Source organism: Yoonia sp. JB2-21, assembly GCF_055693545.1.
This window is the reverse complement of the sequence record NZ_JBVFUC010000001.1, coordinates 339,648-364,283: the sequence shown is the minus strand read 5'-3', so window position 1 is coordinate 364,283 and position 24,636 is coordinate 339,648. Positions and strand designations below refer to the sequence as shown.

The following is a 24,636-nucleotide window of genomic DNA, read 5'->3' as shown; positions in this document are numbered from 1 at the left end:
TAAGCCATGCTTCTGGCTATTGATTGCGGCAACACCAACACTGTGTTTTCAATCTGGGACGGGGAGCGATTTATCGCGACATGGCGGACCAGTACGGAGTGGCAGCGCACGGCGGATCAGTACTATGTCTGGCTGTCCACGCTCATGCGGTTTCAAAAGCTGGATGTGGTGATCACCGAGGTGATCGTCAGCTCTACTGTGCCCCGCGTCGTTTTTAACCTGCGGGTCTTTGCCGACCGCTATTACAACTGCCGCCCGATGGTTGTGGGCAAATCCGACTGTCTCCTTCCTGCAGAGCCACGGGTGGACGAAGGCACGCAAGTCGGGCCCGACCGATTGGTGAACACTGCAGGGGCCTATGACCGGCACGGGGGCAACCTGATCGTTGTTGATTTTGGGACCGCCACGACCTTTGACGTGGTGGCCGAGGATGGGGCCTATGAGGGTGGCGTCATCGCACCCGGCGTGAACCTGTCGCTGGAGGCCTTGCATAACGCCGCCGCCGCCTTGCCGCATGTCGACATCACCAAACCGCAGTCTGTCATCGGCACCAATACGGTGGCCTGTATGCAGTCTGGCGTCTTTTGGGGTTACATCGGGCTGGTGCGTGAGATATGCGCGCGGATCAAGGCAGAACGCGGGGTGCCCATGCAGGTCATCTCAACCGGCGGCCTTGCCCCGCTTTTCCAGCAGTCCGAGCGGCTGTTTGATGCTTTCGAAGACGACCTGACGATGCACGGGCTGACCGTCATCCATCAATATAACAAGGACAATGCATGAGTGACCGCCTGATTTATCTGCCCCTGGGGGGCGCTGGCGAAATTGGCATGAATGCCTATGTCTACGGCTACGGGCCGGCCGACAAAGAACGGCTGATTGTGGTCGACCTGGGCGTGACCTTTCCAGATATGGACGGCACGCCGGGGGTCGATCTGATCCTGCCGGATATTGCTTGGCTGCGTGAACGCAAAGCACAGATCGAAGGGATCTTTATCACCCACGCCCACGAAGACCACGTCGGTGCCATTGGGCACTACTGGGAACAGCTGGGCGCACCTGTCTATGCGCGTCCCTTTACCGCGAATATCGCGCGGCGCAAGCTGGATGAGCACGGGCACCCGCCATCGGTGGTCAAAGTTGTGGATGTCTATCCAGAGATGATCAAATGCGGCCCGCTGACGGTGTCTTACCTGCCAATCAGTCACTCCATCCCTGAAAGCGCAGGCCTGCTCATCGATACGCCAGAGGGCCGCGTGTTGCATTCGGGCGATTTCAAGATTGATGAAACGCCTGTGGTCGGGGATCCGTGGAATGAGGCGCTCTGGGAAGAGGTATCAAAAGACGGGGTCAAGGCGCTGGTCTGTGACAGCACAAACGTGTTCTCGCGCGATCCGGGGCGGTCAGAAGCGACGATTGGTGACGCGATCACGGACATGATGAAAGAAGCCTCTGGCATGGTTGTCGCGACGACCTTTGCATCCAACATCGCGCGATTGAAAACGCTGGCCTTGGCCGCGCAAAAGGCGGATCGCTCCGTTGTGCTGCTGGGTCGCGCGATGCGGCGCATGGTTGAGGCGGCGACCGAAGTGGGCATCCTCAAAGGCTTCCCATCGGTTGTGTCCCCCGAAGACGCGCTGCAAATGCCGCGTGAAAACGTGATGTTGTTGGTCACGGGGTCGCAAGGCGAACGCCGCGCGGCCTCTGCCCAATTGGCGCAGGGGTCTTATCTGGGGATCAAGCTGAAGGAAGGGGACACGTTCCTCTTTTCCTCAAAAACCATCCCCGGCAATGAACGCGGTGTGATCCGCATCATGAACCAACTGTCCGAACTGGGCGTCGATGTGATCGACGACGCAGGTGGCAAATATCACGTATCGGGCCACGCCAACCGGCCCGATCTGGCGCGCCTGCACCAGATCACGAAACCACAAACCCTGATTCCGATGCATGGCGAACACCGCCACCTGCGCGAGCATGTGAAACTGGGGGCAGAGGCGGGGTTGTCAGGCATCGTCGCCGTCAACGGCATGATGATTGATCTGTCCGGTAATCAACCTACCGTGGCCGAATATATCGAAACCGGGCGGACCTATCTGGATGGGTCAGTGCAGGTCGGCGCGCTGGACGGCGTGGTGCGCAACCGCATCCGCATGGCGCTGAACGGGCATCTGATCGTGACGCTGATCATCGACGAAAACGACGAGCCATTGGGTGATCCTTGGGTGGAAACCAACGGCCTGGCCGAGACGGGCAGCAGCAATGCGGCCTTGGTAGAGGTGGTCGAAGAAGACCTGAGCCAGTTCGTGAACCGCGCCAATGCCAAGACATTGCGGGATGATGTGAAGCTGGAGAAAGAGCTTAAGTCGATTGCACGGCGGTCTGCGCAAGGCGAGATCGGGAAGAAGCCTGAGGTGACGGTGATTGTCTCGCGGCTTAGCTAGGAGAACGCTAGGCCATCGCCCGACCTGGAGGGCGTTGCCACCTTGCCATATGATGCGACCTTACCAGAAACGAAACGTCATGAAGGTTGCAACGTCGCAAAATCGCCCTCCGGGGGAAGGTCGGGCGATGCCCGGTGAACCGGGCGGGATGTTTGGCTGATAAAGGTGAAAGGCAACTTAGGTTGGGGTGAGGCGTGAACTATTCTTACCCTGCTTTGCCCGTTGTTTAACTCGTGGCTTAAGGTCTAACAGGCAGCAGAGCTCCCATGTCATCCCCTGCAGCAAATTGAAGTGAGATAAATGCCAATACTATGAGAAAGAGGAACAGCGCGCCGAGACCATGCCCCTGCATGAAACCAAGCTTAAGTTCAGCGGTCTTTAGTAAGTTGAGAAATGCTTTCAAAGTGCACTCTCCTATATTTTGATACTGCTCGGCTATCACAATACAACATAGAGTGGTGCAGTGACCATCTGGAAATGATGGTGGATAAGCTGCGGGAAAACCCTGTGGATAACTGGTAGGCTCATCCGCAATATCCACATTTAGTTTTTCTTAGTTATTTTGTACAATATGTAGAGACAGATTATTATCGATCTCTGATTCTGTGCACACTTATGTGGATAAGTTTTTGAGCCTTTGTTTGATCTGGACTCACACAGGCTTATGAGCGTCAAGAACAACACCAAAGTGCAGCAGATAACTCAGAGCAGTGCCCTCCGGGAGAGGGAGGTCGGGCGATGTCCGGTAAACCGGACGGTATGTCTGCTGATCTGGTGAAACCTAGAGTAGGTCGGGGTTAACCCCGACTCACATTACCCCTTCGCCCGCTCCGCAAAGCTCATTGCGATAAAAGCAGGCGGTTCGTCCCCCATCCCAACAACCTTTGGTCCGTTATCACGCCGGTCATTGCCGCGTCCGCGTCCGCCGCGATTGCGGTCTTGTTTGGGTTTGTCGTCGCGCTTGGGCTGTGCGTCTTGTGCAGGTGCTGCTTCTTTTGGTGCAGCCTCGACCGGTGTCTCTTCTGTCTTTGCCTCGGCTGCCGGTGCGTCGTCTTTCTTGCGCCGGTTGCGGGTGCGTTTGGGTTTATCTTCGGTCTTTTCTGACTTCTCAGCCTTTTCCGCCTCAACCGGGGCAGGGGCGGCTTTTCCACCGGGAATGTCCAGACGCGGAATGGTTTCTTTCACCAGACGTTCCACATCGTCGAGGTTCTTTTCATCCCGTGGTACGCAGATCATGATTGCGGTGCCAGAACGGCCCGCGCGACCTGTGCGCCCGATGCGGTGCACGTAGTCTTCGGCGTGGCTGGGCACGTCGAAGTTAAACACGTGCGTCACGGCCGGGATATCCAAACCACGCGCGGCCACGTCAGAGGCCACAAGGAACCGCAGGTCATTGTCGCGGAACCGGTCGAGCGTTTTGGTGCGGTGTGACTGGTCCAGATCGCCATGGATCGGGGCCGCCTGATAGCCGTATTTTGTCAATGATTTCGCGACAATATCCACGTCCGACTTGCGGTTGCAGAAGATGATCGCGTTGCTGCAGGCCTCGCCTTCAGCATCAATCAGGTTGCGCAAGAGCTCACGCTTTTCTGACGGCTCTTTGGGTTTGGCAGAACCTTTGAACATCACAACACCCTGTTTGATATTGGTGTTGGTCGTCGCAGCACGGGCCACTTCGATTTTCGCAGGGTTGGACAGGAAGGTATTGGTGATCCGCTCAATCTCGGGTGCCATCGTGGCAGAGAAGAACAGTGTTTGACGCGTAAACGGCGTCCGTTTGAAGATTTCCTCGATGTCAGGAATGAACCCCATGTCGAGCATGCGATCGGCCTCATCCACCACCATGATTTTTACATCAGTCAGGATCAGCTTACCGCGTTCCAGATGGTCCAGCAGGCGACCGGGGGTCGCAATCAGCACATCGACGCCTTTGTCGATGATCTTGTCCTGATCCTTGAAGCTGGTGCCACCAATCAACAGCGCACGCGACAGTTTGGTGTATTTGGCGTAAGCATCAAAGTTTTCAGCCACTTGTGCGGCCAATTCCCGTGTGGGTGCCAGAACAAGCGAACGGGGCATCCGTGCCCGTGCCCGACCACGGCCCAAAAGCGTGATCATCGGCAGCGTAAAGGCAGCGGTCTTGCCCGTACCGGTCTGGGCAATCCCCAGAACATCGCGGCCTTCAAGGGCAGGTTGTATCGCACCGGCCTGAATAGGTGTTGGGGTATCGTAGCCGGTTTCAGCTACAGCTTTGAGAACCTTGGGGGCAAGGTTCAGGTCAGTAAACTTGGTCATATACGTCCTATATGTGCGGATCGGTCCACACGTTGTGAAAGGACGCATTGTGCCGAGCGTCCCGCGTCGTCAGCCAGCTAAGGCCGTGATTGCCGATACCGGATAAGCCCATCTGCGTCAAGCAGAGCGCTGTTTTGACGCAATGCTCACCGCTGTTTGCCGCTTTTGTCACGCATGATTGCAAAGCGGCGAAAGACAGTTCCGTCGTCTTCGTTCAGCGCATTGAGCAGGTGACGTGTCAGATTACCAATCGCCGGCGCCTTTTCTGCATCACGCCAGAGCGGTGCAAGCAAGTGCGCTTCCAGATCGCCATTCAGCATCGAAAAGTCCTTCATCCCCATCGGAAGGGCAGATTTGTTGCGATCCTGGATGCGAAACGGATTTTGCGGCGCTTTGCCTGAAAAACACCGCTCGGCCTCATAGATTTTCATGAGTGAAAACAACATGTTCATGCGTGCGGCAAGGTTGCGGTCTGCCTCGGTTTCCCCATGATCAGCAAAGGTGATAACCGCAGAGATGAGCCAGCGCGTTGGCAGATTGGCGAGTAGCCAAGCCTCTTCTTCGGCCCAAAGCCGCAGAAACAACGCCGGGGCGCCATCGGGGTACGTGTGCTTGCGCAGATGCGATACCAGAAGCCCATGCAGCAAGGCCAACTCGGTATGGCCAGCCAGTTCGCCAAGCAGCATATGGCGCTTTTTTTCGACCCGGGTCAGCGCCTCGGGTCGCGGCAGTTCCTGCGCAGGCAATTGCTGCGTCTTGAGCAGAGCAAAGTCGACGTTTGCAGGGGGCACATCGGCCCCTGTCAGCAGTGCGCGACGCTTTTGATATTGCGGCAGAAGCGCTGCAATGCCGCCGGGGAATGTTGCGTCAGATGCAGTCACAGCGCGCCGTGCGCCTCAGCGTTCGCCAAGGAAAATACCGTCCCCGTCGGGATTTGGGTCAGTCCCGTTATTTCGGTCGATACCATCGTTTATCTCCAAGATGCCTTCGGGCGTCGTGATGGTTCCGCGCATTGCGCCGCCGATGAATTCGTAATTTGGGCCGTGAAAGTCGCCGACAATGATGGAGTCGACGTCAAAATTACCCCCATCAGTAGAGTTTACCAAATTACCGCCAAAATTGGCGGCAAACGACGCTGTACTGGGGTTTTCGTCGCGAAAGATAACCCCGTCACTGATATCCATGCGGCCCTCATAGCTATCGCCGGCGCTGTCGGCAAAGTTATCAGCTCCGCCTGAGATCGTGTCAGCGCCGGCACCGAATTCTGCGGTGATCTGCATGTCACCCAGTACCTCAAGAAAATTATCGTCTTGGGTTGCTGGATAGATAAGAATGCTCAGCACGCTGTCATAAATCGCGCCACCGCTTGCTGGCAGGTTTTCAGGCGCGAGACCCGTTGTTGATGTCGCCCCGAACTCGACAGAAGGGCGTAGACGATCATAGTCTGCATTCAGGTCATCAAAACTCGCGCGGGTTATGCCCGTATCGCCGCCGTTGCTATCGCTACCACCAATTCCGCCGCAACCGGCGACAAGGCAGACGATAGGCAAGACCAGGATGTTTCTGTGGTTACTCACTACTGTACTCTCGACCTCAATTTCTATGTCGGGAGGTTACGAACGGCGACATTGAAAAACAACGACAAGTTTAGACCATCATTTCTTTTGTCGCCGTCAACGTCACATCCGGGTAGTCACGCCCAACGCGGTCAATGTCCCATTGCAACCGGGTCAGGAACACCGTGTCTCCGTCATTGTCGGTCGCGATATGCTGTTTGTTCGCTTCACTGAACTTATCGACCGCATCCTTGTCGCCAGCGACCCAGCGGGCAGAGGTAAACTGTGACGCCTCAAACCGCACGGGCAGCCCGTATTCCATCTCAATCCGGCTGGCGAGCACTTCGAATTGCAAAGCCCCCACAACGCCCACGATAAAGCCCGACCCAAAGGTGGGTTTGAACACTTTGGCAGCCCCTTCTTCGGCGAACTGCATCAGCGCCTTCTCCAGATGCTTGGCTTTCATCGGATCACCCGCACGGCAGGTTTGCAGCAATTCCGGCGCGAAAGAGGGGATGCCAGACACGCGGATCGCTTCGCCCTCGGTCAGCGTGTCGCCAATGCGCAATTGTCCGTGGTTGGGAATGCCGATAATGTCGCCGGCCCAAGCCTCTTCCGCCAGTTCGCGGTCAGCGGCAAGGAACAGCACCGGGTTCGCAATCGCCATCTGTTTTTTGCTGCGCACATGGGTCAGTTTCATGCCACGCTGGAAATGGCCAGACGCCATGCGCACAAAGGCCACGCGGTCGCGGTGCTTGGGGTCCATATTGGCTTGGACCTTGAAGACGAAACCCGCGACCTTCTTTTCTTCAGGCGCGATGTTGCGCGGTTGGGCGGTTTGTACCTGTGGTTCGGGGCCATAGGTCGCCAGCCCATCCATCAATTCCTTGACGCCAAAAGAGTTCATGGCAGAGCCGAACCAGATCGGTGTCATCGACCCGTTCAGCAGCGCCTCGGGGTCAAGCGTTGGCAGCAATTCCTTCGCCATCTCGATTTCTTCAAGGAATTTTTCCAGTAAGTGAGCGGGCACATTGTCGGCCAGTTTGGGGTCATCCAAGCCGCTTATCTCAATACTCTCCGCGACCTTGTTGCGGTCCGCCCGGTCCATCAGCTCCAGCTTGTCGCGCAGGATGTCGTAACAGCCCATGAATTCGCGACCAACGCCGATGGGCCAGGACGCAGGGGTTACGTCAATTGCAAGGTTTTCCTGAATTTCGTCAATAATCTCGAACGTATCACGGCTTTCGCGATCCATCTTGTTACAGAACGTCAGGATCGGAAGATCACGCAGACGACAAACTTCAAACAGTTTTTGCGTCTGGCTTTCTACACCCTTGGCCCCGTCAATGACCATGACGGCGGCATCAACGGCGGTCAGCGTGCGATAAGTATCTTCGGAAAAGTCCGAGTGACCGGGGGTGTCCACCAGATTGAACCGGTATTTTTCAAAATCAAAGGACATGGCAGAGGCCGAAACAGAGATGCCCCGGTCCTTTTCCATTTGCATAAAGTCCGAGCGTGTGCGCCGTGCTTCGCCTTTTGCACGCACCTGTCCGGCCATCTGAATAGCACCACCATACAGCAGGAACTTTTCAGTCAGCGTCGTCTTGCCCGCATCGGGGTGCGAGATGATCGCAAAAGTCCGGCGGCGGGCGATTTCGGGGGGCAGGTCAGGGCGATTTGTCATGGCGTTCGCTTTATGCGGTTGGCGCGCAAAGGGCAATCATTGGTCCGCGCTTAACCGAAGATTTGGGATTTGCCGCTAAAGCTGTCGTGGGGGGTTTCGATGAAGTCTTACGTGATAGCAATAAGCCTGATGTCCTGTCTTGCCGCCTGCGGAGGCGGCGGGGGTGGCGGTGGCGGCGGTAGCGGTATCGATCCAAGGCTTGCACGGCTTGATATTTACGAAGCACAAAAGAACCGTGTTCTCGGCAATCCCGGCGCGGGTGTGCCTGCGATGAGTATGACAGAGCCCGACAATATCCCCACGATGGGGACCATGTCCTTTGCAGGTTCCGCGACGATCAGAGTTGAAACCGGGGGTGATCCGCTGGTTTTATTTGGCGATGCCAACCTTGAGATGCGTTTCGAGAGTGGGCAGGGCGATGGTACGCTGGACAATTTCTTTGGGAGTACGGCATCAGGTAGCATAAGAGATTTTTCCGGCGCAATCGACGTTGTGGCCGACACATCAGGAAGCGATCTCGGGCTGGATTACGCCGGAGCGCTGTCAGCGCCGGGGAATGTGATAAACATGAGCGGGCGCATGCAGGGCGCGCTTCTCGGTAACCCCGTCGCTGCTTTTGCCGCCGCAGATCTTGAGCCGGATATCACGCAAAACGGGGCCCGCGCGGATGCAACAATCGTTGTAATCGGCGAGCGACAGGACACGCCCTAACGGGCGGATGCTTTGCGCAAAAGAGTTGCGGTCTGGTCCGCCGGGATGAGCGTGTCTTTCACCTCATAGTCCAGATGGGGGCGATGAGCATGATCTGGCGATGAGATATGATTGGGTAAGGCGTGTCGTGTTCTTGGGTCGATCAGGTGCGACTCTGCTGCGATTCCTTCCGCGTAGATGATGTGATGCTCATCGAAGATAAGCTGATAGTAGTCGATAAACCCACCGCGCCGCCGGATAACACTGTTATGATCAATAAGGTGGCGGGCCTTGATCAATACCTCTGACCGGCCAGCGCCTAAATGGTCTTCGCGTTGGTAGATGAACAGTCTGTGGTCAGGTCGCACAACAAGGTCATTTTCGTTGTGCAGCGCGCCTTTCTTGATCACCACAGGGGCGAAACTGCCGGTTGCCCGGAGCGTTGCTTGGGTAACAAATTGGATGGGTTGTTGCCCGGCATCGCGTGTCAGCACCATGTCGCCCGCCTTAAGCGTTTCGATGGGGCGCATGAGACCGCCGGCCATTGCGATTTGTGTGCCACGGGCAAATGATCCGCTTGCCGCTTCGGCAAAGCGACGGGTGGCGGTGTGACGCGCAATCCCGACAAGGCGGTAGTCGATCAAAGCACGCAACTCTCCCAACGGCAAAAGAAAGACGTCTGCCACGCTATCATCTTCAACCTCGACAAGTACCAAGGCTTCATGCGTGCTGCCGTCGGGTGCCATTAAGGTCAGGCAGCAATCCAGATGAACCCTGTTTGCCCCGTTATTGGCGCGCCGCAGCAGCGTGTCGTCTGATACAAGATCAAGGGGTTGCGGTTGCGCGCCCGAGGTCACCTGAAACACATCATCCATGACCAGTTCGTCTGCGAAGGAAAGACATTCGCCTTTTGTCACGCCGTCTGTCGCGATGACACGGGCTGCGGGATAGACATCAACAGTGAGCGGACGCGGGTTCATATCTGATGGAGTTACACGGGTGCCGCTGCGCCGCCAACCCCGAAGAGATGCATTATGTCTATTTGCCCAAGGCGCGGGGCAGTGCTAGGTCTCGCGCAATCAATGACAAAATTAGGACGGTATCATGGATTTGGGGATCAAGGGAAAACGCGCGCTGGTATGTGCATCATCAAAGGGTCTTGGTCGGGGCTGCGCAGAGGCATTGGCCGAAGCGGGTGTCGATCTGGTGCTGAACGGACGCGGTAAAGAGGCGCTTGAAGCGACTGCCGCGCATATCCGCGACACATACGGCGTTGAGGCCGTCGCTGTCGCTGCCGATGTCGCGACTGAAGAGGGGCGCGCGGCGTTGCTCTCTGCCGCAAGCGACGTTGACATCTTGGTCAATAATGCAGGTGGTCCGCCTCCGGGTCTCTGGTCTGATTGGGATCGGGATGACTTTATTGCAGCGCTTGATGCGAACATGCTGGCACCGATTGCTTTGATGAAGGCGCTGATGCCCGGCATGATCGACAAAGGCTGGGGGCGCGTTGTGAACATCACGTCCGGTTCTGTCAAAGCGCCGATCCCGCAGCTGGGCCTTTCGAATTCGGCGCGGGCTGGGCTTACAGGATATGTTGCAGGCACCGCGCGGCAGGTGGCACAATATGGCGTGAACGTGAATAACATGCTGCCCGGCATCCACGCGACAGATCGGGCGATCAGTCTTGATACTGGCGTGTCCAAGGCGCAGGGCATTGATATGGCGCAGGCGAAAGCAAACCGCGAAGCAACGATCCCCGCCCGTCGTTACGGCACCAAGGAAGAGTTTGGTGCAATGTGCGCGTTCCTGTGTTCGCAGCATGCAGGCTTTATTGTGGGTCAGAACATCGTTCTGGACGGTGGCGCGATCAACGCCACGATCTGATGGCACAAGGGTTTAGTCTGAAAGATCAGCTGTTTAACGCAGAGACGGTCGGTCGTCTTGGTCAGCACTTTGAAGAGGCTGGTGTCTTTAAGGCGCGGCCCTTTGTTGCGGACGTAGTCAAAGATATGGGACCGCTGGAGTTGAAGGCGCGGATTACCTTGATTGCAGAAGTCTTGGCCCGCTATCTTCCTGCCGATTTCCCTGCCGCGGCCGATGCGATCCATGCCGCTCTGCCACCACCGTTGGACCCGCGGCTGAGCGATGATGATTTTGGCCATTTCATCTATGCGCCACTGGGTGTTTACGTTGAACATCATGGGATTGACCAACATCTTGGCCGCAGCCTTGATGTGCTGGAGGAGACGACCCAGCGTTTCTCGATGGAGTATTCAATTCGCGCCTTCTTGAACCGTTGGCCGGATGAAACGCTGGATCGCATGAACGATTGGGTCACCCACGATCATTATCATGTCCGCCGGTTGGTAAGCGAAGGGACTCGACCCAAGTTACCATGGGGGCGGGGGATTGGGCTGTCATCAACACAGACGCTGCCTTTGCTTGACCGTCTGCACAGTGACCCGACGCGTTTTGTCACCCGGTCGGTTGCCAACCACCTCAATGATGTGACCAAGACCGATGCCGCTGTTGTCCTTGGGCGTTTGGATGCGTGGGTGCGCAAAGGCGCACAACACGAACGCGAACTGTCGTGGATGCGTAAACATGCGCTGCGCGGGTTGATCAAAGCTGGGCATCCACAGGCCATGTTGCATCTGGGCTATCGACCTGATGTGGACGTGACGCTGACAGACTTTAATTTCGCGCCCGATACGTTGGCGCGCGGCGACGCGGCGGAGCTTTCATTCACGATCACCGTGTCGGAAGACACACCGCTGATCGTCGACTATGTGATCGATTTTGTGAAGGCAAATGGCACGACGGCACCGAAGGTCTTCAAGTTGAAGGTGACGGATGCAAAGGCAAACAAACCGCTGCGCCTGTCCAAGCGGCATGTCTTCAAAGACAATGCGACGACCTTCACCCTGTATCCGGGTACGCACCGCGTTCATGTACAGGTGAACGGAAAGATCGTTGGAAGTTTGCCATTTTCGCTGACTTGAGCTGACCTTGCCCCGCTGCCTAACTGTTGTTAGGTCCGTTATACCTAATAGTTTTCGTCAGAGATAACAGTTTACCCATGCAACCCCCCCGTCTTGAGATCAAGAGTATCGTCAAAGATTTTGGCGGTCGCCGGGTTGTGGACGACGTGAACTTGACCGTCATGCCGGGGCAGGTGACCTGTTTGCTTGGCCCATCCGGGTGCGGAAAGTCAACGACCTTGCGTATTGTTGCCGGGGTCGAAATGCAGGACAGCGGCACCATTCATGTGGATGGTAACCTTGTCTGTGATACTGTTTTTCGTTTGCCGCCCGAGCGCCGCAATATTGGACTGATGTTTCAGGATTTTGCGCTTTTCCCCCATCTAACGGTGGCCCAGAATGTGGCCTTTGGTTTGCCCGGTGGCAAAGTGATCGATCGGGTCCATACCCTGCTGGAAAAGGTCGGGATGTCACGGCACGGCGCTGACTATCCCCATCAGCTATCTGGTGGTGAACAGCAGCGCGTCGCACTTGCCCGCGCGCTGGCCCCGCGCCCAAAGATCATGCTGATGGACGAGCCGTTTTCAGGGCTGGATGACCGGCTGCGCGATGATATCCGTGATGAAACGCTTGAAGTGCTCAAAAGCGAAGGTACCGCCGTTTTGCTCGTCACGCATGAGCCGGGAGAGGCGATGCGCATGGCCGATGAGATCGCACTGATGCGCAATGGCAGGATTGTGCAACGTGGCGCGCCGTATAACATCTACAACGCACCAGTTGACCTTGAGGCATCAGCATTTTTTAGTGATATCAATGTGATCCGGGGTAAAGTTCAAGGCGCGTTAACGGATACGCCCTTTGGTCAGTTCCTTGCCCCCGGCGTCCCCGATGGGACCGAGGTTGATATCGTCATCCGCCCGCAGCACATCAAAATCGAATTTGACCGCGCCGGTCGCGGTCCCAGCCCAACACCTGTCGAGGGCACGGCCGCGCGCGGTGTCGTGGAGCGGGCCCGGTTTATGGGCGCGTCAAGCCTTGTAGAATTTCGCATGGATTTTGACGGTTCGATCCTGAAAGCTATTGTGCCGTCGGTTTTTCTTCCAAAGCCGGGCATGCCGCTGTGGTTGATGCTGCGACGTGACCGCTGTTTTGTCTTCCCTGTGAAATAGTCTTCAAGATCACGGCTTTACGACGGCTTGCGAAGGCGCAAGTAATGGGTCGCTTTGGTTCGCCCGGACTTTGTAGACCTATGCTAACCGGCATAGGAGAAAACTGACCATGAATTTCCAAATCAAACCTCTGCAGATGGATGACATTGCGCCTATCTTTGACCTGAATGATGCCGCCTTGGCAGCGCAAAAAGCCTGCCGTCAGATCGTGACGTCCAAGCCCGGCACGCCGTGCCGTGTCAGCATGCGAGACGCTGATGTCGGCGAACTGTCATTCTGTTCAATTACCAGCACCAGCCAGAAAACAGCCCGTATCAGGCGAGCCACGCAGTATTTGTACGGGAAAACGCGACGCAAGCGCATTTCGCGATCAATGAGGTGCCCGAGGTCATTACGACACGTCTGATTTCACTGCGGTTTTTCGACAAAAACCATATGATGATTGACGCTGATGTTGTCGAAGGCAGCAATGTGGTGGAAGAAATCTCTCAGGCTTTCGAGGATGAAGAAATTGCTTATGTCCATATCCACAATGCCAAACCGGGCTGCTTTGCCGCGTCTGCCCATCGTGTGGAGTAGCACTGCCAGGTGATCAAACCGGACCTTGCGTGAGTTCCGGTTGCCTACACAACAGCTATCAATGCTATGATTTCATCCGCGCCGCCCGTCCGCCGCGCCGCTTGGTGATCTTGCTGGCCCGTGTTGGCAATTCTGCCATCACCTCTGACCGTGCCTCGGCCGTCATTCGCGACCATGACCCGATCTCATCAATCGACCGCAGGCAGCCGGTGCAAAGCCTGCTTTCGGGGTGGATCACGCAGACCTTCACGCAGGGGCTTTCGATTTCGGCGCGCGCCCAGATGTGATCGGTGTTTTCAGGTTTGCTCACGTTTGATTCCTTAGATGCGTCATACGGTCTAGCATGCCTTGCAAGATATAGCCCGCGGCAACATGGTCGATCACCTCTGCGCGACGTTTACGTGACGTATCCGCCTCGAGCAGCGCGCGTTCGGCGGCGACCGTCGATAATCTTTCGTCCCAATAGGTGATCGGCAACGGCGTCAGTTTTTCCAGATTGCGGGCAAAGGCGCGGGTGGCCTGACAGCGCGGCCCTTCCGAGCCATCCATGTTCATCGGCAGTCCAAGAACCAGCCCGGTGATCAGACGATGGGTGGTCAGTTCCAGCAACTTAGCTGCATCGACGCCGAATTTCTTGCGTTTGATCGTCTCAAGCGGCGTCGCCACCGATCGCATCACGTCTGACACAGCGACACCAATTGTCACGGTGCCCAGATCAAGCCCGGCCAGCGCGCCCATGTCAGGGATTTGCGCGACAAAATCTTCGGGTGTTTCGCAGATCATTCCTCAAGCACGCCCGCGTCGCGCGCTGCGTTCGTCAAGATTTCCATGCCGCGCATGCTGCTGACGAAAACCTGCTGTGCTTCGGTCCAGACGGTGCGGGCGGCATCAAGATCACCCAACACGCCGTAGGCACGGATCAGGCGCGCCCAGTCCTGTGCCGGTCCGCCCTCGTTGGCTAAACGGCTGGCCAGGCCGGACACCATGCTCCCGATCATCGCTTGGCGATCTTCTGGCGACATCTCGGATGCTGCATCCATTTGTTCAAACGAGGGGCCGCGCGCTTCTGGTACCGCGTATTCGACCCCGGCCCGGAAAGCCGCATCGCTGACTTGGCTGCGGGCGCTGGCGATGTGAAAGTTGCCGGGATCGCCGTTTTCGATGATGTCGCGCCAAAACCGCAGCGCCAGATCGGGGCGGTCCGTCTGGTTGTACAGTGCGCCAAGATAATAGCGTGCGGCGGTGTTGCCTTCGTCACGTTCGAGGATTTGGCGAATGGTTGCTTCCGCCTCTGGTGAGACCAGCCCACCGGCGGCGACAACTTTGAGGTCGAGCAGACGCTGCAGGTCGATGATATCAGTGGGCTCGCCTTTGATGGCAATCACCTGTTCCTGCGCATCAACAGCGCCGACATAGTTGCGCAATTCAACCTCGTGAAACGCAAGGCGCGACCACGCCTCAAGATCGTCAGGACGGGTTGGGGCGATGACGCGCAATTGTTCAATTGCTTCGCGGTAGTCATCAGGCACCTCAACGGCAGGTGGTGTCGGGGCTGCTGCTTCGAGCGCCTCTTGGTTGGGGCGATTGGCGCGCATTTCTTCGCTGGCAGCAAGGCGCGCTTGCAGGGGCAGATCGCCATAACCCGGCGCGCCAAGTAGCCAATAGGTTCCAAAGCTCAGACCGATCATCGCGGCACCAACGGTCAATGACAGCCAGCGTGTTGGCGGCGACGCGCCGTTCGCAGTTGTTGCGGTCTTGCTTGCCGCCAACAGTCGCCGCGCAACCTCGGTGCGTGCGCGTTCGGCCTCACCTGCGTCAAGCAGCTGACGCTCCAGATCACGGTCAATCTCAGCCAGTTGCGCGCGATAAATGGCGATATCAGGATTGTCATCGCCAATGTCCTTGGGGCGCAACAATGGCGTCACGATCAAGGCGCTGACCCCGATTGTCAAAACTGCACAAACCAGCCAAAAAATCATGCGTTCTTACGTCCCATTGGTGCTGCTAACATAACCGTCGCGCGCCGCAGTGAAAAGGGGCTGCGACCCCGTGACAATTCACGACACCGCCAGCATGTCGTAAAAAGCAATTCAGACGCCGCTGAGAGTATCCTCTTGGACGCAGCGAAGGTCCAGATAAGATGCCAGGGGCTGCGTGCTCGCCATAAGGATTTTGAGACCCGATGAAACGCTATTCCGCCTTTGCCATCGCCAAAGAAGCGATGCGCCAACACACCGGCTGGGACCGCGCGTGGGCCAAGCGTGAGCCCAAGAAGAAATACGATGTGATCATCGTCGGCGCTGGTGGGCATGGGTTGGCGACTGCGTATTTTCTGGGCAAGAATTTCGGGATCACGAATGTCGCGATCCTGGAAAAAGGCTGGCTGGGTGGTGGGAACACTGGACGGAATACGACGATCATCCGGTCGAACTATCTGCAAGACCCATCAGCGGCGATCTATGAAAAGTCCCGTTCGCTCTATGAAACGATGTCTCAGGACCTGAATTATAACGTCATGTTCAGCCCGCGTGGTGTGATCATGCTGGCCCAAACCCATCACGAGGTGCGGGGATACAAACGCACAGCCCACGCCAACGCGTTGCAAGGTGTCACCACCGAATGGATTGAACCTGCACGCGTGAAAGAACTGTGTCCGATCATGAATATCGACGGGCCGCGCTATCCGGTGTTGGGTGGTCTGTGGCAGGCCCGTGGCGGGACGGCCCGTCATGACGCGGTGGCTTGGGGATATGCGCGGGCCTGTTCGGATATGGGCATGGACGTGATCCAGCAATGCGAAGTAAAGGCCGTACGCCAAGAGGGCGGCAAGGTCGTCGGCGTTGACACGACCAAGGGGCCGATTGATTGCGACAAGTTGGGGATGGTGGTCGCAGGGCATTCCGGCGTGCTGGCACAAATGGCGGGCTTCCGTTTGCCGATTGAAAGTGTCGCTTTGCAGGCACTGGTGTCAGAGCCGATCAAACCGGCGATGGATATCGTCGTCATGGCCAACACCGTGCACGGCTACCTTTCACAATCTGACAAGGGCGAGATGGTGATCGGCGGCGGCACCGATGGCTATAACAACTACACCCAGCGCGGATCATTTCACCATATCGAGGAAACGGTGCGCGCCTTAGTCGAAACCTTCCCGATGCTGGCGCGGCTGAAAATGCTGCGGCAATGGGGCGGGATCGTGGATGTGACGGGGGACCGATCGCCGATCCTGTCCAAAACACCCGTTGAGGGCGTGTTCGTGAACTGCGGTTGGGGGACGGGGGGGTTCAAGGCGATCCCGGGATCAGGCTGGGCGATGGCCGAACTGATGGCCAAAGGTCAATCACCGCTGACGGATGAATTCAGCATGTTCCGTTTTCGCGAAGGGAAATTCATTGATGAAAGCGTGGCGGCGGGGGTGGCGCATTGATGTTGCTGGCCAAAGCGGTGTCGCGATTAGTCGCGCCCATCCTCGTCTTCGTCTGGAAGACCACCGCGCACGCCATCGATGACCATAAAGATAATGGCCGTCGAGAGGATGCCCCCTATGACGATAAGCAACAATTCCATACACCTAACGTAGCATTGCGGTTGCAGGATGCGACCCCGGCAACGGTTGGCCGAGTGATATCGGCGGAAATGGCTACTGATTGCCCAAATTCGCGGGGGATTTCCGCTCATGTTCCTTTTTTGAAGGGGGTTGCCATGTTGGTGGTGTCTCAGAAGGAGGACACATCATGGATGAATTCAGCCAAACAAACTCCACAACGTCCAGCGGAAGCGGGATTGGTTTCCTTGTTGCCGCGGTCATTGTCGTCTTGGTTCTGCTTTATGCTCTTTTCGCAGGTGGCAGTGTCAGCACGGAAGCTGACCCCGCAACTGTGGGCACGACCGAAGAGCTTGCTCCAGCGGTTGAAGAGGTCGCCCCGACCCAGCCTGCCGCACCAGCAGCCGGCGAATAAGCCCAAAACCACTCACGACCTCACAGCCAGAGGCGGGTGCAGCAATGCGCCCGCCTTTGTTGTGTGTGTACGGCCTGTATGTACAGGTTCTGTACGCGATCTGTACGTGTTCAATACCACTCAAATCAAAGGTGCCCTATGCTGATCCTGCATTGCCCCTATTGTGGCGCGTACGCCGATGAAACCGATCTGCATGCAGGCGGAGAGGCGCATTTGAAGCGTGAAGGACCGGGTTCATCTGACGATGATTTTGAGGATTACCTGTTTATGCGCCAAAACCCCAAAGGCGTGCATTTTGAACGCTGGCGCCACATTTATGGTTGCGGCAAGTGGTTCCTCGCGGCCCGCTGCACCAACACGCTAGAGGTCTTTGGCACCTATCCCGCACAAACGCTGGAACCGCCGCAAGACATCAAAGATGCGATCACAGCCAAGCGCCCCGGCTGGTCATGGGGGCGTTTCAAATGAGTACCCGTTTGGCCACCTATGGCCGTTTGATCAACAAAGACAAACCCGTCACTTTTACCTTTAACGGCAAGCACTTGCGCGGGTTCGCGGGCGACACGCTTGCCTCTGCCTTGCTGGCCAATGACCAGATGTTGGTGGGGCGGTCATTTAAATATCACCGCCCGCGTGGCGTCGTGGCCTCAGGCGCGGAAGAGCCCAATGGCTTGGTCAATCTAGGCAAGGGTGCACAGTTTGAGCCCAACGCGCGCATCACCACGACCGAGTTGTTTGAGGGGCTCACCGCCCAATCGCAAAACCACTGGCCTTCGCTGGAATTCGACGTCGGTGCGATCAACACACATCTGTCGCGGTTCCTGCCTGCTGGCTTTTACTACAAGATGTTCATGTATCCGCGTTCTTTCTGGAAGCACGTGTATGAACCGGTGATCCGTCAGTCGGCTGGTCTGGGCAAAGCGCCCAAAGACCGCGATCAGGATACCTATGAACACTTCCACTGCCACGTTGATGTTATGGTCGTCGGTGGCGGTATTGCGGGCCTTGCCGCGGCCAAAGCAGCGGGTGAGCGTGGAGCGCGTGTTTTGTTGATGGAACAGACGGCTGATTGGGGTGGCCGTGCTGTGGTTGATACGCCTGTCATCGACGGTATGCCTGCGCAAGAGTGGATTAATACCACGGTCGAAGTACTTGAAAACATGCAGAATGTGGATATGCGTTTGCGCTGCATGGGGGCCGGTGTCTATGACCATGGCTATGCTTTGGCCTATGAACGGCTGACCGATCATTTGCCCGAGCGCGATGGCCCGCGCCACCGCCTGTGGCGCATCCGTGCCAAGCAAATCATCACAGCCACCGGCGCGATTGAGCGTCCGTTGTCCTTTGCCGCAAATGACTTGCCCGGTGTGCTTCTGGCCTCTGCCGTGCGCGACTATGCGGTGAATTTCGGCGTGTCCATCGGCGACCGCACCGTTGTCGTGACCAATAACGACGATGCCTATCGCACCGCGATTGTGCTGAGGGAAGCGGGGCTTGATGTGCCTGTCATCATTGATGCGCGCGTGGAGGCAGATGGCGAGTTGATTGAGCGCGCCCGCGCGTTGGGCATCCGGATTGAGATGGGCAAGGGCATCGCGAAGGTCAAAGGCGGCAAGCGGGTTACTGGTGTGGCGCTCTGCGCGCAAGCTGGTGAGGGCGCGGTACTGGAAGAGATTGAGTGCGATTGCGTGGCGATGTCGGGCGGCTGGTCACCCGTTGTGCACCTGTGGTCGCATTGCGGTGGCAAGCTGAACTGGGACCCGGCCCAAGTGATGTTTCGCCCAGATCCAGAGCGCGCGCCAACGGGTGCCGATGGCGAAAGCTTTGTCACCACCGCCGGCACCGCGAATGGGCATTTGTTCACGGCAGAGGTCGTTAGCGATGGCTGGGCCGCCGGGCGCGCTGCGGCCAAGGCGGCAGGGCACAGCAAACGTGGCGCACAGGCGCCGATGGGCGCGGATGCGGTCGAAGGCCCGATTTCCCCGGTCTGGTTGATGCCGCAAGGGGCCAGCCATGCGCTGCGGTCGAAGGCTTGGTTGGATTTCCAGAACGATGTGAAAGTCAGCGATGTGCAGCTGGCAGCCCAAGAGGGTTTCGAGAGTGTTGAACATACCAAACGCTACACCACATTGGGGATGGCCACCGATCAGGGTAAATTAAGCAACATCAATGGTTTGGCGATCCTTTCTCAATCATTGAATGCCGATATTCCGAATGTGGGGACAACCACGTTCCGCCCGCCCTATACACCGATTTCGATGGCATCTATCGCAGGTGCTGCTATGGGTGATTTGTTCCAACCTGTTCGCATGACACCCATATCCGCGTGGTCCAATGCCAATGGCGCGGATAATGAACCCGTTGGCCAATGGCGCAGGCCCTTCGCCTACGTCCGCCCCGGTGAGACCGTGCAGACGGCCGTGAACCGCGAGGTGAGGAATACGCGCGAAAACCTTGGCCTGTTGGATGCATCAACGCTCGGCAAGCTGATCGTCAAAGGACCGGACGCGGGCAAATTCCTCGACATGATGTACACCAACATGATGTCCACGCTGCCGGTTGGTAAATGCCGGTATGGTTTGATGTGTTCTGAAAACGGCTTCCTGATGGATGATGGTGTTGTTGTGCGCATGGCCGAAGATACTTGGCTGTGCCACACCACCACCGGCGGAGCCGAACATATCCACGCGCATATGGAAGACTGGCTGCAATGCGAATGGTGGGACTGGAAAGTCTATGTTGCCAATGTGACTGAACAATATGCCCAGATCGCTGTTGTCGGCCCGAATGCGCGTAAACTGCTGCGCAAGCTGGGTGGGATGGACGTGAGTGCCGACGCGCTGCCGTTCATGCAATACCGCGCGGGCAAGATTGGTGACTTTGATGCACGCGTCTTCCGCATCTCATTCTCGGGTGAGCTGTCTTACGAAATCGCCGTGCCAGCCGGGCAGGGGGCCGCCTTTTGGGAAGCGCTGATGGAAGCAGGGCAGGAGTTTGGGATCATGCCTTATGGCACCGAGACGCTGCACATTCTGCGGGCTGAGAAGGGCTTTATCATGATCGGGGATGAGACGGATGGCACGGTCATCCCACAAGACCTCAATCTGCAATGGGCGCTGTCGAAGAAGAAAGAAGACTACCTTGGCAAGCGCGCGCATGAGCGCAGCCATATGGCTGACCCGGATCGTTGGAAACTGGTCGGGCTTGAGACCGAGGACGGATCGGTATTGCCGGATGGCGCCTATGCGGTTGCTGACGGCGAAAATGCCAACGGGCAGCGCAATACGCAGGGCCGCGTGACTTCGACCTACTATTCAGCGAACCTAGAACGGGGCATCGCCATGGGGCTGGTTCTGAATGGGCCGGACCGTATGGGCGAGGTGCTTGAGTTCAACAAGGTTGATGGCACCACGGTGCGCACCAAGATCGTTGATCCGGTGTTTTACGACAAAGCGGGGGAGAAGCAGAATGTCTAATGCTGTCAGCGCATTGCAAGGCAAAGTGGCCCCCGGAGAAGTGACGATCCGCGACGCGGGCTTGCGCGGTATGATCATCCTGCGCGGTGATCTGAACGACAAGAAACTGCGGCGGGTCTGCACCGATCTGACCGGCGTTAAGTTCCCTGATCAACGTCAAGCCAACAGCGATGGCGACAAGGGGCTGTGCTGGATGTCACCGGATGAATTGCTGGTTTTGGTCCCCTATGCGCAGGCCGCTGAGGCTGTCGCGCAAATCGACGCGAGGCTGGCGGGCACACATTATTTGGCCGAAAACGTCTCAGACGCGCGGGCTGTGATTTTTGTGGAAGGGGCGTTCGCCCGCGAGGTGATTGCCAAGCTTGCGCAGGCGGATTTGCACCCCGACAGCTTCAAACCTGGCGATTTTCGGCGGACGCGGTTGGGGCAGGTGGCGGCAGCGTTCTGGATGCGGGATGCGGATCGTTTCGAAGTGATCTGTTTTCGGTCAGTGGCGGAGTATGCGTTTGATGTCTTGGCGGCATCGGCGCAGGCGGGTGCCGTTGGGCATTTTGATTGACCGTGAGAGGCTCGGATAGCTGGTCGAAAGGCCGGTTTGAGCCCTCATTGACGGATGCTGCGCGGCGCACGAATGCCTGCTATGATGAACAAGATCGACAAACTGTTTGTCTTCGTATTTGGTAGCAAGAATTTATATGAGGCCGGGGATGCACAAACCGAAGGGTCGCCTGACCGACATATTCAGCCTGCCTACCGATGGTTCTGGGCAACCTCAGTCTGTTCTGATGCTCGATAAACTTACGCACGTTCCTGAGATTGGGGATGTGCTTAGGGTGGCAAACCGTAATTTGCCGATTGCACAAGTTGATAGACAGCGGATGCGAAACTGTTTAACTGGCTGGCCACTGAGTGGTCTTGGCAGTATCGGGGTACTCGTCAACGAGCCAACGGACGAACTGAAGACGTTAGCACGTCATTCAAACCGTCTTTGGGTCACTTGGGCGCCAAAAAACAATTTGCCATGGCATTTCAAGACTGACGACCTTCCCACGTTCACTCGACTGAATGAAGACTGGAACGCTCATCCAAACGATGCCGGTCTCAGGCTGAAGAAAAACGGAGATGAGCTGATTGCTCGCATGAAGACAAATCCGTGCGCCTATCGCCAACACGAGGAAATTCCCGAAATCTCTGTTAGCTTTGTAAACTGCTCCAACTATCGCGTTACATCAGTAAACGACGAAGGCTGGTATTCGGGTCAATGCCGTTTCAGTGGGCTTGCACCGGAATGGGGTGAGTTCTACGAAATTTCAGGCGACACCCGAGACAACATGGGTTCTACTCCTTGGATCAAGATGGAGGGCATAGGGGGCAAGCATTTTCATTTTTATCTGAGAGATGAAACTCTCGAAATCAAAGCACAAGATTGGGTGCTCAAATCCAAAAGCTGACCTTCGAGCGACGTCTCCCAATGGCAGCTTTGTCCCGCAAAGCAGTCTTCTTGCCTGCAATCCGGCGCAGCCACATCCACCCCCTTGACCTTCTCTCCCCATGTGACATCTATCGTTGCATCCCTGTCCTTAATTCAGAAAGATACCTGATATGGCTTTTTCGCTTCCCGATCTTCCCTATGCCCACGATGCGCTTGCGTCCAAAGGCATGTCCGCTGAGACCCTCGAATTCCACCACGATCTGCACCACAACGCCTATGTCACCAATGGCAACAAGGCGATTGAAGGCACCGAATGGGCTGATAAGTCTCTGGAAGAGATCATCGTCGGCACATACGATAAATCCGCCGTTGCCCAGAACGGTATCTTCAACAACATCAGCCAGCTTTGGAACCACAACCAGTTTTGGGAAATGATGGGGCCGGGCGAGAGTGCGATGCCGGGTGAGCTTGAAAAAGCGCTGGTCGATAGCTTTGGTTCTGTTGATGAGTTTAAATCTCAGTTCAGTGCCGCAGGCGCGGGCCAGTTCGGGTCCGGCTGGTGCTGGCTGGTCAAGAACGCTGATGGGTCCTTGGCTGTGACAAAGACCGAAAACGGCGTGAACCCGCTTTGCTTTGGCCAGACTGCGCTTTTGGGCTGCGATGTGTGGGAACATTCCTACTACATCGACTTCCGCAATAAGCGTCCTGTCTATCTGACCAACTTCCTTGATAATCTGGTGAACTGGGAAAACGTCGCAAGTCGCATGTAATTCCTGTCCATCTGGACAATATGCAAGGCCCGTGGGACATGTTTCTGCGGGCCTTTTTGTTGGGGAGACGACCGTGATCGGACCGATGCTAGATGCGATCATTGCTGCGAAGGCCGAAATGCAGACAGCATTGATCGAAACCCCTGTGTTGCCCCTGTCGACGGCGCGTTGGGACGGCATTCTGCCAGACTGTGCTGGCGTAACGGTCAAGTTGGAACTGTTTCAGCAAGCTGGCTCGTTCAAAGCGCGTGGTGCTTTGCTGGGCATCAAGCGCTTGGACAAAGGCAAGCGTGCAGCAGGCGTGGTCGCGGCCAGCGGGGGCAATCACGCACTGGGTGTGTCTTGGGCTGCGCAAGCTGCTGGCGTTGACGCGCTGATTACTATGCTGCGCGCGACCGATCCTGCGCGCATTGCGGGCTGTCAGGCGCTGGGCGCCACTGTGACCTTACATGATGATATGGCGACTGCCTTTGCTGCGATGAATGACGCCGCCACAAATGGCCGCGCGCTGATGCATCCGTTTGAGGCGGAACATATGATCCTTGGCGCGGCCACGTGCGGCTATGAATATACCCTGCAAGCGCCCCAGATTGACACCTATGTTATCCCCATCGGCGGGGGTGGGATGATTAGTGGGATGGCTTGTGCAATCAAGCAGGTGAACCCGGACGCGCAGGTGATCGGGGTCGAACCATATGGCGCAGACAGCATGTCACAAAGTTTTGCTGCCGGCGAAGCGGTGCGCATTGATAAGGTGGCCACCATTGCGGACAGCCTTGGCGCGCCCTTGGCGATGCCGCTGACCTACAGTGTCGCGCGCGCCCATGTCGACCGGATTGTCAAAATCGAAGACCGCGCGATGTTGATGGCGATGGACCTTTATCAGCAAAATCTGCGCATCACGGCAGAACCCGCCTGTGCTGCCTCGCTTGCCGCAATTCTTGGACCGCTGAAGGATGATCTGGCGGGGCGTCAGGTGGGGATCATTGCCTGTGGATCGAATATCTCGCTGGATCGCTATGCTGCGTTGATGTCGGCGCTATAGGCCGGCGGTCAGTTTCGCTTCCAGGTCGTCTACATCCTCGGCCACTTGCACAAAACCAAGGATATCGTCCCCTGCAAAACCGTTGTCGACCACATGCTGCAAAAGATCACACAGCGGATCCCAAAAGCCATCTATGTTGAGTAAAATCAGCGGCTTGTCGTGCAATTTTAATTGTCGCCATGTCAGCGCTTCAAAGAATTCATCCAGTGATCCGGCGCCGCCGGGCAGCACAACCACGGCATCGGCATTCATGAACATCACCTTTTTGCGTTCGTGCATCGTTTCGGTAATGACAAATTGGTCAAGGTCACGCTTGCCTACTTCCCAATCCAGCAGATGTTTCGGGATCACGCCAAACGTCGCGCCACCGGCATCCTGCACGGCGTTGGCGACCCGCCCCATCAGCCCGACATCCCCGGCACCATAGACCAGACGCCAGCTATTGGCGGCCAGCATTTGGCCTGTATCGGACGCTGCCTGCGCATATTCCGGTTCGTTTCCGTCACGTGATCCACAGTATACGCAGACTGATTTTTGAGTGGCCGACATTGTGATC

General features: G+C 56.8%; 25 protein-coding genes. 15 read left to right on the top strand and 10 right to left on the bottom strand.

Annotated elements, in window-relative coordinates; genetic code table 11:
* Positions 1-6: 6 nt before the first annotated feature.
* Both ACZ1G5_RS01805 and ACZ1G5_RS01800 read left to right on the top strand, forming a co-directional pair.
* Complete coding sequence (locus tag ACZ1G5_RS01805; protein WP_472731229.1) at positions 7-780, top strand: type III pantothenate kinase; 774 nt, start codon at positions 7-9, stop codon at positions 778-780.
* On the top strand, positions 777-2,441 hold the full coding sequence (locus tag ACZ1G5_RS01800) for a ribonuclease J (protein ID WP_472731228.1): 1,665 nt from the start codon (positions 777-779) through the stop codon (positions 2,439-2,441). Before ACZ1G5_RS01805 ends, ACZ1G5_RS01800 begins: the two co-directional genes overlap by 4 nt.
* Before the next feature lie 238 nt (positions 2,442-2,679).
* Here ACZ1G5_RS01800 and ACZ1G5_RS01795 read toward each other — a convergent pair whose 3' ends face one another.
* The 5 genes from ACZ1G5_RS01795 to ACZ1G5_RS01775 all read right to left on the bottom strand — a co-directional run bounded on the left by ACZ1G5_RS01795 (position 2,680) and on the right by ACZ1G5_RS01775 (position 7,979).
* Entirely contained in the window at positions 2,680-2,982 is a 303-nt protein-coding gene (locus ACZ1G5_RS01795) for a hypothetical protein (RefSeq protein ID WP_472731227.1), read from the bottom strand.
* Positions 2,983-3,254: 272 nt separating this feature from the next.
* Positions 3,255-4,736 carry a DEAD/DEAH box helicase gene (locus ACZ1G5_RS01790; RefSeq protein WP_472731226.1) on the bottom strand — a complete coding sequence of 494 codons (1,482 nt, stop codon included), beginning with the start codon at positions 4,734-4,736 and terminating at the stop codon, positions 3,255-3,257.
* A 146-nt stretch (positions 4,737-4,882) separates the two neighbouring features.
* Entirely contained in the window at positions 4,883-5,617 is a 735-nt protein-coding gene (locus tag ACZ1G5_RS01785) for a hypothetical protein (RefSeq protein ID WP_472731225.1), read from the bottom strand.
* 15 nt (positions 5,618-5,632) lie between these two features.
* A complete protein-coding gene (locus ACZ1G5_RS01780) occupies positions 5,633-6,313 on the bottom strand; it encodes a hypothetical protein (protein ID WP_472731224.1) in 681 nt (226 codons plus the stop codon).
* Between the two features lie 70 nt (positions 6,314-6,383).
* Positions 6,384-7,979, bottom strand: a complete 1,596-nt coding sequence (locus ACZ1G5_RS01775; RefSeq protein ID WP_472731223.1) for a peptide chain release factor 3 — start codon at positions 7,977-7,979, stop codon at positions 6,384-6,386.
* Between the two features lie 99 nt (positions 7,980-8,078).
* Between ACZ1G5_RS01775 and ACZ1G5_RS01770 the strand changes: the two genes are divergently transcribed.
* Positions 8,079-8,690 carry a hypothetical protein gene (locus ACZ1G5_RS01770; protein WP_472731222.1) on the top strand — a complete coding sequence of 204 codons (612 nt, stop codon included), beginning with the start codon at positions 8,079-8,081 and terminating at the stop codon, positions 8,688-8,690.
* On the opposite strand, the gene ACZ1G5_RS01765 is transcribed toward ACZ1G5_RS01770, so the two are convergent.
* Positions 8,687-9,649, bottom strand: coding sequence for a Hint domain-containing protein (locus ACZ1G5_RS01765; RefSeq protein ID WP_472731221.1), 963 nt, complete (start codon positions 9,647-9,649; stop codon positions 8,687-8,689). The genes ACZ1G5_RS01770 and ACZ1G5_RS01765 overlap by 4 nt on opposite strands.
* Positions 9,650-9,773: 124 nt before the next feature.
* Here ACZ1G5_RS01765 and ACZ1G5_RS01760 point away from each other — a divergent pair, with 124 nt between their 5' ends.
* From ACZ1G5_RS01760 to ACZ1G5_RS01745, 4 genes are all read left to right on the top strand, one after another.
* Positions 9,774-10,553: an SDR family oxidoreductase gene (locus tag ACZ1G5_RS01760; protein WP_472731220.1), complete on the top strand. Its 780-nt coding sequence runs from the start codon at positions 9,774-9,776 to the stop codon at positions 10,551-10,553.
* On the top strand, positions 10,553-11,671 hold the full coding sequence (locus ACZ1G5_RS01755; RefSeq protein ID WP_472731219.1) for a hypothetical protein: 1,119 nt from the start codon (positions 10,553-10,555) through the stop codon (positions 11,669-11,671). Before ACZ1G5_RS01760 ends, ACZ1G5_RS01755 begins: the two co-directional genes overlap by 1 nt.
* 77 nt (positions 11,672-11,748) lie before the next feature.
* Entirely contained in the window at positions 11,749-12,819 is a 1,071-nt protein-coding gene (locus tag ACZ1G5_RS01750) for an ABC transporter ATP-binding protein (RefSeq protein WP_472731218.1), read from the top strand.
* Positions 12,820-13,092: 273 nt separating this feature from the next.
* The gene (locus ACZ1G5_RS01745; protein WP_472734251.1) at positions 13,093-13,398 is read left to right on the top strand and encodes a DUF1203 domain-containing protein; all 306 of its coding nucleotides are present in this window, start codon (positions 13,093-13,095) and stop codon (positions 13,396-13,398) included.
* Between the two features lie 64 nt (positions 13,399-13,462).
* On the opposite strand, the gene ACZ1G5_RS01740 is transcribed toward ACZ1G5_RS01745, so the two are convergent.
* The 3 genes from ACZ1G5_RS01740 to ccmI are packed head-to-tail and all read right to left on the bottom strand — an operon-like array spanning position 13,463 to position 15,377.
* Positions 13,463-13,708 (bottom strand): DUF1289 domain-containing protein, encoded by a 246-nt coding sequence (locus ACZ1G5_RS01740; RefSeq protein WP_472731217.1) that lies wholly within the window; start codon positions 13,706-13,708, stop codon positions 13,463-13,465.
* Positions 13,705-14,181, bottom strand: coding sequence for a Holliday junction resolvase RuvX (gene ruvX / locus ACZ1G5_RS01735; RefSeq protein ID WP_472731216.1), 477 nt, complete (start codon positions 14,179-14,181; stop codon positions 13,705-13,707). Before ruvX ends, ACZ1G5_RS01740 begins: the two co-directional genes overlap by 4 nt.
* On the bottom strand, positions 14,178-15,377 hold the full coding sequence (ccmI, locus tag ACZ1G5_RS01730) for a c-type cytochrome biogenesis protein CcmI (RefSeq protein WP_472731215.1): 1,200 nt from the start codon (positions 15,375-15,377) through the stop codon (positions 14,178-14,180). Before ccmI ends, ruvX begins: the two co-directional genes overlap by 4 nt.
* Before the next feature lie 203 nt (positions 15,378-15,580).
* Here ccmI and ACZ1G5_RS01725 point away from each other — a divergent pair, with 203 nt between their 5' ends.
* The 8 genes from ACZ1G5_RS01725 to ACZ1G5_RS01690 all read left to right on the top strand — a co-directional run bounded on the left by ACZ1G5_RS01725 (position 15,581) and on the right by ACZ1G5_RS01690 (position 24,080).
* A complete protein-coding gene (locus tag ACZ1G5_RS01725; protein WP_472731214.1) occupies positions 15,581-16,825 on the top strand; it encodes a sarcosine oxidase subunit beta family protein in 1,245 nt (414 codons plus the stop codon).
* Between the two features lie 307 nt (positions 16,826-17,132).
* Complete coding sequence (locus tag ACZ1G5_RS01720) at positions 17,133-17,357, top strand: hypothetical protein (RefSeq protein WP_472731213.1); 225 nt, start codon at positions 17,133-17,135, stop codon at positions 17,355-17,357.
* Positions 17,358-17,495: 138 nt separating this feature from the next.
* On the top strand, positions 17,496-17,825 hold the full coding sequence (locus ACZ1G5_RS01715; protein ID WP_472731212.1) for a sarcosine oxidase subunit delta: 330 nt from the start codon (positions 17,496-17,498) through the stop codon (positions 17,823-17,825).
* Positions 17,822-20,833, top strand: a complete 3,012-nt coding sequence (locus ACZ1G5_RS01710; RefSeq protein WP_472731211.1) for a sarcosine oxidase subunit alpha family protein — start codon at positions 17,822-17,824, stop codon at positions 20,831-20,833. The genes ACZ1G5_RS01715 and ACZ1G5_RS01710 overlap by 4 nt, the downstream gene beginning before the upstream one ends.
* Positions 20,826-21,392: a sarcosine oxidase subunit gamma gene (locus ACZ1G5_RS01705; RefSeq protein ID WP_472731210.1), complete on the top strand. Its 567-nt coding sequence runs from the start codon at positions 20,826-20,828 to the stop codon at positions 21,390-21,392. Before ACZ1G5_RS01710 ends, ACZ1G5_RS01705 begins: the two co-directional genes overlap by 8 nt.
* Before the next feature lie 148 nt (positions 21,393-21,540).
* A complete protein-coding gene (locus tag ACZ1G5_RS01700; RefSeq protein ID WP_472731209.1) occupies positions 21,541-22,284 on the top strand; it encodes a hypothetical protein in 744 nt (247 codons plus the stop codon).
* A gap of 151 nt (positions 22,285-22,435) precedes the next feature.
* Positions 22,436-23,035: a superoxide dismutase gene (locus ACZ1G5_RS01695; RefSeq protein ID WP_472731208.1), complete on the top strand. Its 600-nt coding sequence runs from the start codon at positions 22,436-22,438 to the stop codon at positions 23,033-23,035.
* A gap of 31 nt (positions 23,036-23,066) precedes the next feature.
* Positions 23,067-24,080, top strand: coding sequence for a pyridoxal-phosphate dependent enzyme (locus ACZ1G5_RS01690; protein ID WP_472731207.1), 1,014 nt, complete (start codon positions 23,067-23,069; stop codon positions 24,078-24,080).
* Here ACZ1G5_RS01690 and ACZ1G5_RS01685 read toward each other — a convergent pair.
* Entirely contained in the window at positions 24,075-24,629 is a 555-nt protein-coding gene (locus ACZ1G5_RS01685; RefSeq protein ID WP_472731206.1) for an LOG family protein, read from the bottom strand. The genes ACZ1G5_RS01690 and ACZ1G5_RS01685 overlap by 6 nt on opposite strands.
* Between the last annotated feature and the right edge of the window lie 7 nt (positions 24,630-24,636).